8 protein-coding genes and 1 riboswitch are annotated in these 13076 nt (G+C 70.3%); of the genes, 6 read left to right on the forward strand and 2 right to left on the reverse strand.

The window, feature by feature from the left end:
* Positions 1 to 47 precede the first annotated feature (47 nt).
* Positions 48 to 3623 (reverse strand): methionine synthase, encoded by a 3576-nt coding sequence (gene metH / locus QSK25_RS01880; protein WP_285631532.1) that lies wholly within the window; start codon positions 3621 to 3623, stop codon positions 48 to 50.
* 15 nt (positions 3624 to 3638) lie between these two features.
* Positions 3639 to 3719: riboswitch (S-adenosyl-L-homocysteine riboswitch) on the reverse strand.
* Positions 3720 to 3803: 84 nt separating this feature from the next.
* Between metH and QSK25_RS01885 the strand changes: the two genes are divergently transcribed.
* From QSK25_RS01885 to QSK25_RS01910, 6 genes are all read left to right on the forward strand, one after another.
* On the forward strand, positions 3804 to 4634 hold the full coding sequence (locus tag QSK25_RS01885) for a patatin-like phospholipase family protein (protein WP_285631535.1): 831 nt from the start codon (positions 3804 to 3806) through the stop codon (positions 4632 to 4634).
* 187 nt (positions 4635 to 4821) lie between these two features.
* Entirely contained in the window at positions 4822 to 6459 is a 1638-nt protein-coding gene (locus QSK25_RS01890) for a glycosyl hydrolase family 8 (RefSeq protein ID WP_285631538.1), read from the forward strand.
* 147 nt (positions 6460 to 6606) lie between these two features.
* Positions 6607 to 8298, forward strand: a complete 1692-nt coding sequence (locus QSK25_RS01895) for a glycosyl hydrolase family 8 (protein ID WP_285631542.1) — start codon at positions 6607 to 6609, stop codon at positions 8296 to 8298.
* A gap of 30 nt (positions 8299 to 8328) precedes the next feature.
* On the forward strand, positions 8329 to 9963 hold the full coding sequence (locus QSK25_RS01900; protein ID WP_285631545.1) for a HEAT repeat domain-containing protein: 1635 nt from the start codon (positions 8329 to 8331) through the stop codon (positions 9961 to 9963).
* 34 nt (positions 9964 to 9997) lie between these two features.
* The gene (locus QSK25_RS01905; protein ID WP_285631548.1) at positions 9998 to 11302 is read left to right on the forward strand and encodes a serine hydrolase domain-containing protein; all 1305 of its coding nucleotides are present in this window, start codon (positions 9998 to 10000) and stop codon (positions 11300 to 11302) included.
* 7 nt (positions 11303 to 11309) lie between these two features.
* Positions 11310 to 12011: a MerR family transcriptional regulator gene (locus QSK25_RS01910; RefSeq protein WP_285631551.1), complete on the forward strand. Its 702-nt coding sequence runs from the start codon at positions 11310 to 11312 to the stop codon at positions 12009 to 12011.
* Here the strand turns inward: QSK25_RS01910 and QSK25_RS01915 are convergent.
* The gene (locus QSK25_RS01915) at positions 11992 to 13059 is read right to left on the reverse strand and encodes a class I SAM-dependent methyltransferase (protein WP_285631554.1); all 1068 of its coding nucleotides are present in this window, start codon (positions 13057 to 13059) and stop codon (positions 11992 to 11994) included. The two genes, QSK25_RS01910 and QSK25_RS01915, sit on opposite strands and share 20 nt — an antisense overlap.
* Positions 13060 to 13076: the final 17 nt, after the last annotated feature.

The raw sequence follows: 13076 nt of genomic DNA on the forward strand, positions 1-13076 counted from the left end.
GATGACGCCTACCGATACCGGCAAGCGCTTTCACGTCGCGGAACCGATCAGGCGGGTTCGTAACCGAGGTTGGGGCGCAGCCACTGCTCGACTTCGCGCAGCGGCTTGCCGTACCGGTTCGCGTAGTCCTCGACCTGGTCTCGCCCCAGCCGTCCGACGGTGAAGTACTTCGCCTCCGGGTGCTGGAAGATCAGGCCGCTCACGCTCGCCGCCGGGTTCATCGCAAACGATTCAGTGAGCCCGATCCCGATTTCCTGCTCGGCGTTCAACAGGTCGAACAGTTCGCGCTTCACCGTGTGGTCGGGGCAGGCCGGGTAGCCCAGGGCAGGGCGGATGCCGCGGAACTTCTCGGCGTGCAGGTCGGCGAGTTCCGGCTGGGCGTCCGGCTCGAACCAGTCGCGCCGCGCCCGCAGGTGGATCCACTCGGCGAACGCCTCGGCCAGCCGGTCTGCCAGCGCCTTCACCATGATGGCGCGGTAGTCGTCGTTCTGCGCCTCGTACTTCGCGGCCAGTTTCTCCGCGCCGAGGATCGTGACGGCGAACCCGCCGACGTGGTCGCCTTCCGGGGCCACGTAGTCGGAGAGGCACCGGTTCGGGCGCGACAACGGCTTCTGCGTCTGCTGGCGCAGCATCGGGATTCGCACGCCGTTGTCGAGCAGGATGTCGTCGCCGTCGGAATGCGCGGGCCAGTACCCGTACACGCCCTTCGCCTCGAACGATTCGCCCGCGATGATTTCGTCCAGCAACGCCGTCGCGTCGTCGAACAGTTCCCGCGCGACCGGGTTTTCCAGGATCGCCGGGAACTTGCCCTTGACCTCCCAGGCGAGGAACAGGAACGTCCAGTCGATGAACTCGCGCAGTTCCGCCAGCGTCGGGGTCATCACGCGAGTTCCGGTGAATTCCGGCGTCGGCGTTTCGGAGAAGTCCACCTTCTCCGCGTTCGCGCGGGCCTCTTCGAGCTTGAGCAGCGGAACCGATTTGCGGTTTTCGTGCTGTTCGCGCAACCGGGCCTGTTCGGCGCGGTTCGACAGGTTCAGGTCGTGGGCGCGCTTGTCGTCCAGCAGGTCGGACACGACGCCGACGACCCGGGACGCGTCCAGCACGTGGATGACCGGCTCGTCGTAGACCGGGGCGATCTTCACGGCGTTGTGCTGCTTGGACGTCGTGGCGCCACCGATCAGCAGCGGCACCTTCATGCCGCGCCGCTGCATCTCCTCGGCGACCGACACCATCTCGTCCAGCGACGGCGTGATCAGCCCGGACAGGCCGATGACGTCGGCGTGCTCCTTGATCGCGGTGTCGAGGATCTTCGCGGCGGGCACCATCACGCCGAGGTCGATCACCTCGTAGTTGTTGCAGCCCAGCACGACGCCGACGATGTTCTTGCCGATGTCGTGGACGTCGCCCTTGACCGTGGCGAGCACGACCTTGCCGTTGCCGCCCGCGGTCGCCTTCGGCTCGGCGTCCATGAACGGCTCGAGGTACGCGACGGCGCGCTTCATCACGCGGGCGCTCTTCACGACCTGCGGCAGGAACATCTTGCCGGCGCCGAACAGGTCGCCGACGACCTTCATGCCGTCCATCAGCGGGCCCTCGATGACGTCGAGGGGCCGGGGCAGCGCCTGGCGGGCCTCCTCGGTGTCGTCCTCGATGAAGTCGACGACGCCGTGCAGGATCGCGTGCTCCAGCCGCTTGGCGACCGGGGCCTCGCGCCACGACAGGTCGACGACGCGCTTCTGGCCGGGGCCCTTGACGGTCTCGGCGTGCGCGACGAGCCGGTCCGTCGCGTCCTCGCGGCGGTTGAAGATGACGTCTTCGACCAGTTCGAGCAGCTCGGCCTGGATGTCCTGGTAGACGACGAGCTGGCCGGCGTTGACGATGCCCATGTCGAGGCCCGCCTTGACGGCGTGGAACAGGAACGCCGAGTGCATCGCCTCGCGGACCACGTCGTTGCCGCGGAAGGAGAACGACAGGTTCGAGATGCCGCCGCTGATGCGGACCCCCGGACATCGCTCCTTGATCCGCGGCAGCGCGTCGATGAACGCCTTGGCGTAGCCGTTGTGCTCCTCGATGCCGGTCGCGACCGCGAGCACGTTCGGGTCGAAGATGATGTCCTCGGCCGGGAAGCCGACCGTCTGCGTGAGCAGGTCGTACGCCCGTGCGCAGATCTCGACCTTGCGGTCGGTCGTGTCGGCCTGGCCCGTCTCGTCGAACGCCATCACGACGACACCGGCGCCGTAGTCGCGGATCGTGCGGGCCTGCTGCAGGAACGGCTCCTCGCCCTCCTTGAGGCTGATCGAGTTGACCACGCCCTTGCCCTGCACGCACCGCAGCCCGGCTTCCAGCACGGTCCACCGGGAGCTGTCGATCATGACCGGGATGCGGGCGATCTCCGGTTCGGTGGCGATGAGGTTGAGGAACGTCGTCATGGCCTGTTCGCCGTCGAGCAGGTCGGCGTCCATGTTGACGTCGAGCAGGTTCGCGCCGCCGCGCACCTGCTCCAGCGCCACGTCCAGCGCTGCCTGGTGGTTGTCGGCCTCGATGAGCCGGCGGAACTTGGCCGACCCGGTGACGTTGGTGCGCTCACCGATCATCACGAACCCGGTGTCGGGCCCGATCTCGAACGTCTCCAGGCCGCTGTAGCGGGTGGTGTGCCGCGCCTGCGGGACGTCGCGCCTCGTTTCGGCCTGGACGGCGTCGGCGATGGCCTTGATGTGCGCGGGGGAGGTGCCGCAGCAGCCGCCGACGACGTTGACGATGCCGTTGCCCGCGAAGTCCTTCAGCAGCGCCGCGGTCTCGTCCGGCGTCTGGTCGTACCCGCCGAACGCGTTGGGCAGCCCGGCGTTGGGGTGGCAGGCGACGTAGGTGTCGGCGAGCCGCGCGAGGTCCGTGACGTGCGGCCGCATCTCCTCGGCGCCCAGCGAGCAGTTCACGCCGACGACCAGCGGCTTCGCGTGCGCGATGGAGTCCCAGAACGCCTCGACCGTCTGCCCGGACAGCGTGCGGCCGGACAGGTCGACGATCGTGACCGAGATCCACAGCGGCAGGTCCGGCGCCACCTCGCGGGCGGCGGCGATGGCGGCCTTGCAGTTGAGCGTGTCGAAGATCGTCTCGATCAGCAGCAGGTCGACGCCACCCTCGCGGAGCGCGTCGATCTGCTCGACGTAGGTGGCCTTCACCTGCTCGAACGTGACGGCCCGGTACGCCGGGTCCTCGACCTTGGGGGACAGGCTCAGGGTGACGTTGAGAGGCCCGACCGACCCGGCGACGAACCTGCCGCCGAACTCGTCCGCGGCCTGCCGGGCGAGCCGCGCGCCCGCGAGGTTCATCTCGCGGACCTTGTGCTCGAGCCCGTAGTCGGCCTGGCCGATCGAGGTGGCGGTGAACGTGTTGGTCGTCGTGATGTCGGCGCCGGCCCGCAGGTACTGCCGGTGCACGTCGAGGACCAGGTCGGGGCGCGTCAGGTTGAGCAGGTCGGGGTCGCCCGCCACGTCCGGGACGTGGTCCGCGTACTCGGTGCCGTAGTAGTCGCTCGGAGCGAGCTTCGCCTGCTGGAACATCGTGCCCCAGGCGCCATCCAGCACGGCGATCCGCTGGTCCAGCAAGGACTTGAGTCCACTCACGCGCGCTCCCGAAGATGTCCGGAAGCGCCCTTGTCCGTGGTGGAACGAAGCCGAGCGTGGCAGGCTTGCTGGCCCGTTGCAGCGCTTCTCGGTTTCAGCTGTCAAGGCTACCAATCTGGACCAAACACCAGGAACTCGTCTCACTCCATAGGATGGTCACCCGCGTGCCAGGATGGTGCCGTGACTGGACGACGCGCGTTGGTGCTGGGTGGCGGGGGTGTCACCGGGATCGCCTGGGAGACAGGGATTCTGCACGGGCTGGCTGAGCAGGGTGTCGACCTGGTGGCCGCCGACCTCTTCGTCGGCACCTCGGCGGGTTCCGTGGTGGCCGCGGAGGTGGCCGGGGGTGGGGTGCTGTCCGACCTGTACGCGGGCCAGCTGCTCCCGCCCGAGGCGGAGATTCCGGCTCGGTTGACCGCGTGGATGGTGGCGCGGTACGCGCTTTCCTACGTGATGCCGGGGTCGGCCGCGGCCAAGCGGGCCCGGTTGGGACGGGCGGCCTTGAAGGCCTCCACGCCGTCGGAGGAGTCCCGGCTCGCCGTGTTCGACTCCCGTCTGTCCATCAAGGACTGGCCTGAGCGGGCGTTGAAGGTCACGGCGGTGGACGCGGTGAGCGGGAAGTTCGTGGCGTTCGACCGGGACAGCGGGGTACCGCTGGTGTCCGCGGTGGCCGCCAGTTGTGCGGTGCCGTTGGTGTGGCCGCCCGTCACCGTGAACGGGAGCCGGTACATGGACGGCGGGATGCGGTCCGTGGCCAACGTGGACCTCGCCGCTGGGTACGAGCGGGTCGTGGTGGTCGCGCCGTTGACCAGGGCTGTCAGTGCGGCTGCTTCGCCCGGTGCTCAGGCGGCTCGCCTCGGGGTGCCTTCGGTGGTGGTGAGTCCTGACCGGGAGGCGTTGGCCGCCATCGGGCCGAACCTGCTGGACCCGGCTCGGCGGCGGGCGGCCGCTGAGGCCGGGTACGCGCAGGCCGCCTCGGTCGCCGAGGCGGCCCGGGAGGTCTGGGGCTGAGCCCGGCCGGGTCGGCGCTCGGCGAACTCACACCTCCTCCCTCCTGACCGGAACGGCTGGAACTCGTTCCGGTCTCCGTTTTGTCCAGGACAACTGGTACGTACCTCTTGTCCGGGGGTGACCCGCCGCCTAATCTGCGGCCGTCTGCGATCAGGCAGCTTTGTTACCCAATGGGCAAGAGGTGGTTGTGAGCAGCAGATTGATGGTGGGAGCGCTCGCATTGACGCTCCTCGCGGCAGGGACGACCAGCGCTTCGGCGGCGGATCCGCTGGTCTCCCGCGGCAAGGCGACGACGGCCTCCTCCGTGGAGGCGTCCGGGTACGAGCCGGACAAGGCGGTCGACGGCAACACCGGTACCCGGTGGGCCTCGGCTCTGGGCACCGCCCAGGAGTGGATCCGGGTCGACCTCGGGTCGGCGCACTCGGTCAGCCGCGTGCGGCTGAACTGGGAGGCGGCGTTCGCGAGGGCGTACCGGGTGCAGACCTCCGCCGACGGTGGCGCGTGGACCGACGTGTTCACGACCAGCGCCGGTGACGGTGGCGTCGACGACCTGACCGTGTCGGGCAACGGGCGGTACGTCCGCGTGCTCGGGACGACTCGGGGTACGGAGTGGGGTTATTCGCTCTGGGAGTTCGAGGTCTACGGGGTGGGTGACGGCACGCCGCCGCCCACCGGGGTCGCGGTGCCGTTCGGCAGCCGGCAGCAGCCGTACGCGGCGGGGATCCTCCGGCCGTCCGGCAGCACGTCCACTTTGGACGCCCAGGTGGTGGACTACTACCAGCGGTGGAAGTCGGCGTTCGTGCGGCAGAACTGCGGCAACGGCTGGTACCAGGTGATCTCGCCCGATGCCGACCACCCGTACGTGGCCGAGGCGCAGGGGTACGGCATGGTCGTCGTCGCGACGATGGCCGGGGCGGACCCGGACGCCAGGAAGATCTTCGACGGGCTGGTCAAGTGGAAGATCGACCACCCCTCGTCGATCAACCGGGACCTGCTGGCCGCCGAGCAGGACGTGAACTGCCGCAGCGTCAACGGCGGGGACGGCGCCACCGACGGCGACATGGACGTGGCTTACGGGCTGCTCCTCGCCGACCGGCAGTGGGGCAGTTCCGGGACGTACGACTACAAGTCGCTGGCGGTCCGGCACATCAACGCCATCAAGGCCAGCGAGGTCAACCCGCAGACCAACCTGCTCAAGCTGGGTGACTGGTCGAGCGCGGGGGACCAGTACTACTACCTGTCGCGGTCCTCGGACTGGATGGTCGACCACTTCCGGGCGTTCCGGAAGGCGACCGGGGACGGGGCGTGGGACACGATTCGCGGCGCGCACCAGAACGTCATCGCGCAGCTCCAGCAGAACTACGCGCCCGGCACCGGGTTGCTGCCGGACTTCGTGGAGAACACGAACTCCTCGCCGCGGCCTCCTGCCGGGCAGGTGCTGGAGAGCGTCAACGACGGCAAGTACTACTGGAACGCCTGCCGGGTGCCGTGGCGCATCGGCGCGGACGCGGTGACCAGCGGGGACTCGCAGTCGCTGGCGGCGGCCCGCAAGCTCAACACCTGGGTCAAGGGCAAGACCGGCGGCAACCCCAACGGCATCGCGATGGGGTACCAGCTCAACGGCACGCAGATCTCCGGTGGCAGCGCCGCCGCGTTCTTCGCGCCGTTCGCGGTGGTGGCCGCCACCGATCCGGGCAGTCAGGTGTGGCTCGACGCGTTGTGGAACAAGATGCTGCAAACGCCGATCGACGGCGGCAGCTACTTCTCCGCGAGCATCCAGCTGCAGGTGATGATCACGGTGACCGGCAACCACTGGGTGCCGTAGCACGGCGGCCGGCGGAGAACCCTCCGCCGGCCGTGCTGTTCGAACGCGCAACAAGCGGGCGTACCTCTTGTGAGCTGCGCAGACGCCTGCCTACCGTCCCCTCCAACTCGCATTGGCAGTTTTGTTAACCAATTGCTGGAGGCGGTCGTGGGCGGCAGGAAGATGGCATTCGGGGCGGCCGGGCTCGTGCTCGGCCTCCTCGTCGCCGGAACAACCATCGCGTCGGCGGCGGACCCGCTGGTCTCGCGCGGCAAGGCCGTGACGGCCTCGTCGGTCGAGGCCAGCGGGTTCGAGGCCGGCAAGGCGGTCGACGGGAGCACGTCGACGCGCTGGGCCTCGGCGGAGGGCAACGACCCGGAGTGGCTGCGGGTCGATCTCGGCTCGGCGCACTCGATCAGCCGCGTGAAGCTCAACTGGGAGGCCGCGTACGCGAAGTCGTACCGGATCCAGATCTCCGCGGACGGCTCGGCGTGGACCGACGTCTACTCGACCACCAGCGGTGACGGCGGCACCGACGACCTGACGCTGTCCGGGGCGGGACGCTACGTCCGCATGTACGGAACGGCGCGCGGCACCACGTACGGCTACTCGCTGTGGGAGCTCGAGGTCTACGGCGTCTCCGGTGGCACCCCGCCGACGACGACCACCACCACGACGACCACGACGACGCCTCCGCAGACCGGGCTCGGTTACCCGTTCGGCAGCAGGAAGACGCCGTACGCGGCGGGCACGCTGCGCCCGTCCGGCAGCACGTCCACTCTGGACGCCAGGATCGTGGACTACTACCAGCGCTGGAAGGCCGCGTTCGTCAAGCAGAACTGCGGCAACGGCTGGTACCAGGTCATCTCGCCGGACGCGAAGTTCCCGTACGTGGCCGAGGCGCAGGGCTACGGCATGGTGATCACCGCGACGATGGCGGGCGCCGACCCGGACGCGAAGAAGATCTTCGACGGCCTGCTGAAGTACAAGCTCGCGCACCCGTCCGTGCACAACGCCGACCTGCTCGCCTCCGAACAGGACACGGCCTGCCGCAGCGTCAACGGCAGCGACAGCGCGACCGACGGCGACATGGACACCGCGTACGGCCTGCTGCTCGCCGACAGGCAGTGGGGCAGCGCCGGCACGTACAACTACAGGCAGATCGCCGTGAAGAACATCAACGCGATCAAGAAGAGCCTGGTCAACCCCAACACGAACCTGCTGCTGATGGGCGACTGGTCGGGTCCGGACGACAGCAGGAAGTACTACGGGTCGAGGTCGTCGGACTGGATGTCGGACCACTTCCGCGCGTTCCGCACCGCCACCGGCGACGGCGCGTGGGACACGATCCGCGCCAAGCACCAGGACCTGATCGCCCAGCTCCAGTCCAAGTACGCGCCGAACACCGGCCTGTTGCCGGACTTCGTGCAGGACACCAACACCACGCCCAAGCCCGCGGTCGGAGAGCTGCTGGAGGAGGCCGAGTACGACGGCAAGTACTGGTACAACGCCTGCCGCGACCCGTGGCGGATCGGCGCGGACGCGGCGCTGACCGGTGACGCGAAGTCGGTGGCGGCGGCCAGGAAGATGAACTCCTGGATCAAGGGCAAGACCGGCGGCGACCCGAACAAGATCGCGACCGGCTACCAGCTGGGCGGCACGCAGATCCAGAGCGGCGGTGACTCGGCGTTCGTCGCGCCGTTCGCGGTCGCGGCCACGACCGATCCCGGCAGCCAGGCGTGGCTCGACGCGCTCTGGACCAAGATGGTGAACACGCCGATCGCCACTGACACCTACTTCGGTGCCAGCATCCAGCTGCAGGTGATGATCACGGTGTCCGGCAACCACTGGATCCCGTAGATCGGTCGCTGATCAGGGTTGAATGGTGCGATGGGGATCGGCAGGGCGAGGCGCATCGCACGGCGGGCACACCGGGGACAGCTCACCCGCGGGGGTGGGCTGTTCCTGGAGGAGCTGGAGCAGGTCGTCCGCCGGGTCGAGGAGAACGGCGGCGGCAGGCTGGCAGTCCAGGCGGCCTGGCTGCACGCCGCTCCGGCCGCCGGGGTGGACCTGGAGAGCGAGGGCGTGTCCCTGCGGGTCCGGCAGGTGGTGAAGTCGCTGCGCACGGCGCCCGGACGGTCCCGGCCCGAGTCGGCCGGGGTGGCGCGCGCCAGTGAACTGGTGCGTGCCGCGATCGTCGCGCAATGGCGTGTTGTCGCGCAGGCCCAGGGGGACGACACCCCGGCCGCGACGTTAGTGGAACTGCTCGACCGGTACCGGGCTCAGCCGGAGCCGGAGGTCAGGCAGGCGATCCACGCCCTGGTCGAAGAACTGGACGGGCCGGCGACCCCCGTCGTGGCCGGGCTCGTCGAACGGTGGTGGGACTCCGAGGACTCGTGGGAGGCCATGGTCGCGGTGATGGCGGCGCGCCGGGTCGGCCTGCTGGACCGGGAACGCCTGCTGCGCAAGGTGGCCGACGGTCCGCTCTGGGTGGCGGCTGAGGCGGTCAAGGCGGTGAGCGGGGGCGGCGAGGCCGAGATCGCGGCGCTGCGCACGGCCTTGCTCAGGCCGGGGGACGACGGCCGCTGGGTGCGCCGCGAAGCCCGGTCGCGGCTGCTGGCGATCGGCGGCCCCGCGGCGGAGACCGCGTTGGACGACTGGTTCTTCCACCCCATGGACGTGCCGTGGGGTTACGACAGGCGCTGGTTGAGCCGGAACGCGAGCAGCGTCGTTCCCCGGCTGATCGAGGCGCTGGGTGACCCGGCCTGGCGATACGAGGCTCCGCGGGCCCTGGGGTCGCTGAAGGTCGAGGAGGCCGTGGGGCCATTGTGCGACCAGGCGCGTGCCGCCGAGGACCCGATCCCGTTCCTCCAGGCGCTGGGTTCGATCGGTTCTCCCGCCGCGGGCCCGGCCCTGGCGCAACTCGCCGGTCACGCCGAGGCGGAGGTGCGCGTGGCCGCGCTGCGGGCGCTCGGCAGAACCGGCGGCGCCGACGTGACCGCGGTGGCCTTGGCCGCGTGCGACGACCCGGACGTGCACGTGCGTTACCGGGCCGCTCGCGTGCTGGCCGAGCTCGGCGACGAACGTGCGGTGATCACGCTGATCCGCCTGTGCGACACCGAACACGCGGCCGTCGCGGCGGACGCGCTGGCCCGCATCGGCGACCAGCGGGCGGTGCCGACGCTCTGGCACCTGTTCAACCACCACCCCGAGCGGGCGGCCAGGCACGCCGCCGGGCGGGGCCTCGCGCGCATCGACTGCGAGGAGCGGTGGCCCAGGCCCGAACCGGTGATCGAGCGCGCGTACGTCTGGCTGCTCGGGCACAAGCCGGAATGGTCCCGGTTCTACCTGGAGACAGGCACCCGCAACGCCGACGCCATGGTGCGCGTCCGTGCCGTCGAAGCGTTCGGGCGTCTGCGTGATCCCGGTGGCATCCCGCACATCCGCCCACTGGTCACCGACCCCGACCCGCGGGTCCGGGCGGCCGCGCGGAACGTGCTGGAGTTCCTCGAAGACATCGCTTGACCTTGACCCTGGGTCAAGGTTCGAGGGTGTGGGCATGGACAACGACTTCCTCGCCCGCACCGCCGCCCGCTTCGCCGTCCCCGGCGCCGCCGCGGGCGTCTTCCACGACGGCCGCGCGCACTACTTCACCCACGGCGTGACCAGCGTCGAGAACCCGTTGCCGGTCACCGAGGACACGCTCTTCCTGCTCGGCTCGATCACCAAGACCTACACCGCCACCGCGATCATGCGGCTGGTGGCGCGGGGCCGGGTGGAGCTGGACGCCCCGGTGCGGACGTACGTGCCGGAGCTGGAGCTGCTGGACGACCGCGAGTTCACCGTCCGGCAGCTGCTCAACCACACGTCCGGCCTCGACTGGGGCACGCTCGTGGACACCGGTGAGGGCGACGACGCGCTGCGCCGGCACGTAGGCGAACTGGCGACGCTCAAGCTCGTCGGCGAGGTGGGGGAGCGGCCGTCCTACAGCCAGTCCGGGTTCAACCTGGCCGGGCGGATCATCGAGAACGTCACCGGCCAGACCTACGAGCAGGCCGTGGCGTCGTTGCTGCTGGAGCCGCTCGGGCTCGGCGACACCCACTTCGACCGGGACGCCGTGATGACCCGGCGGTTCGCCGTCGGGCACGAGAAGGGCGAGGTGGCGCGGCCGTGGCGGCACTGGCGCGCCAACAACCCCGGTGGCGGCATCGCGGCGTCGGTCGCGGACCTGCTGGCGTGGGCCCGGTTCCACCTCGGTGACGGCGACGGGATCGACCTCGCGGCGATGCGCGAACCCACGGCGGTGTTGCGCGGCAGCAACCTCGGCGACGCGATCGGCGTCGGCTGGTTCCTGCGCGAGATCGACGGCGTGCGGGCGTTCGGGCACGGCGGCTCGTCGAACGGGCAGTTCGCCGAACTGCTGGTCGTGCCGTCGCTCGGGTTCGCGGTGGCGTCGATCGCGAACCAGGGGCCGGACGGCATCCCGTTCAACCAGGCCGTGGTGCGGCAGGCGCTGGAGGACCACGCGGGGCTGCTCGACCGCGACCCCGAACCGCTGCCGTACGACTCCACCAAGGCCGCCGAGGTCGTCGGCGGGTACGGCAACGACGCGATGGTGATGTCCATTGAGGACTCATCGGACGGGCTGGTGCTGGAGGTGCTGATCCGGCCGGAGATCCGGGCGTCCGCCGAGGTGGAGCTGCCGGCCGACCACGCGCCGTTCCCGCTGGGTCTGCTGCCGCGCGACGAGTACGTGATCACCGGTGGCGCGTTCAGCGGCCAGCGCGGGTTCTTCACGCGGGACGCTCAGGACGTGATCGTCGGCGTCGATCTCGCCGGACGCGTGTTCGGCCGGGTGCGATGATGCCGCGGTGATCACGATCGGCCAGCTCGCCCGGTACGCCGGCGTGACGATCAAGGCGGTGCGGCACTACCACAAGGTGGGACTGCTGCCCGAACCCGGGCGCGACCGCTCCGGCTACCGTCGCTACGCGGCCCAGGACGCGGTCGACCTGGTGAAGATCCGCACGCTCGCCGAGGCCGGGGTGCCGCTCGCCCGCGTGAAGGAGTTGCTGACCGCCGGGGCCGCCGAGTTCGCCGCGGCGATCGGCGAGATCGACGAGGCGTTGCGCCGCCGCGAGGAGGAGATCCGGCAGGCGCGGCAACGGGTCGTGCGGCTGCGGGCGGGGGACGCGCTGGTCGTCGGCCCGCAGGCCACCGCGATGCTGGACCTGCTGCGGGAACTGGGGGTCAGCGACCGCGGCGTGCGGCTGGAACGCGAGGTCTGGGTGCTGATGCAGGCCGTCGCCCCGGACGAGGCCGCGATCTGGCTGGCCGACAAGGTGGACTCGTTGGCGGACCCCGAGTTCCAGCAGATCTACCTGGCCCACGACGAGGCCTTCGAGTTCGCGCCGGACGACCCGCGGCTGCCCGCGCTGGCGAGGCGGGCGGCCGCGTGGCTCGCGGGCAGGCCGCAGATGCCGGTGGCGGACCCGGAGATCACCGCGCTGGCGATGGCCGCGGCCGGTGCCACCTCACCGGCCTGGGACGCGCTCAGCAAAGCGTCCGCATGAACGCCGGGCCGCCCTCCTCGTCGTTGCGGCCCTTCTCCACGAACGCGATGTTGTGGTGGAACGTGATCCCGCTGATGTTGCGTTCCAGATAGGTCCCTTCGCCGCGCGGATCACCCACCTCCGCCCGGTTCAGGCCATCCACAAAGGACTTCAGCAGGCCCATCGACGTGCCGGCGGTCGCCTTCGGGTGGCCGCCCCAGCGCGGCCAGTACGCGGTCTGCAGGTCCTCCACGACGTAGAGGCCGCCGGAGCGGACGTGCGGGAACAGGGCGTGCAGCGACGTCCGCACGTGCTCGTTGAAGTGGCTGCCGTCGTCGATGACCACGTCGAACGGCCCGAGCTCGCGGCCCAGCCGGTCGAGGAACGCCGCGTCGGACTGGTCGCCCTGGATCGCCGTGATCCGCGGGCCGGTGACGGTCTTGGGCACGATGTCCAGCCCGTGGATCAGGCCGCGCCGGAAGTACCGCTGCCACATCCGCAACGAGCCGCCGCCGCTGTCCGGGGCGTCCCAGCCGCCGATGCCGATCTCCAGCACCTTCACCGGCTCGTCGCGCAGCCGGGCGAAGTGCCGTTCGTAGTGCTGCGTGTACCAGTGCAGGTCGCCCCACTTGTCCGAGCCGAACTCGACGGCCAGCTCACCGAGGTCACGGGGGCCGGGTCGCAGCGCGGACAGCAGCTGCTGCACGGAGTCCGCGAGCCCCTTGCGGCTGTGGAACCAGCCCGCGACGCCGCGCTCGTCCAGGCCGGGGTCGGGCGTGCTGACGGCGAGGCTCGGCCACGGCCGTTCGCCGGTGCCGTAGAGGCCGCGCACGGCGTCGGCCAAGTCGAGCCGGACCACCACGTCCGCGTCGGTGCGCAGGTGGGAGGTGGTGCGGTCGGCGAAGGTGAGGTCGAGGCAGACGTCGTGGTCGTCGCCGATCTCGGCCAGCAGGCAGTCCGCGACGGCGTCCTGGCCGAGCCGGCGGATCGTGTCGTCGAGCAGGTCGCGGCCCGCGGTGACGGCCTGGAGCAGCGGAGCGAGAACCGTCCACCGTGCGGCGTTGACCACCAAGTCCCCCTCGTCCG

The organism is Lentzea sp. NBRC 102530 (assembly GCF_030269365.1).
GTDB lineage: Bacteria > Actinomycetota > Actinomycetes > Mycobacteriales > Pseudonocardiaceae > Lentzea.

Excerpts from the sequence above, each read along its gene's own strand:
- QSK25_RS01900 (WP_285631545.1), top strand. The coding sequence starts at position 8,329 with ATGGGGATCGGCAGGGCGAGGCGCATCGCACGGCGGGCACACCGGGGA.
- QSK25_RS01905 (WP_285631548.1), top strand. The coding sequence starts at position 9,998 with ATGGACAACGACTTCCTCGCCCGCACCGCCGCCCGCTTCGCCGTCCCC.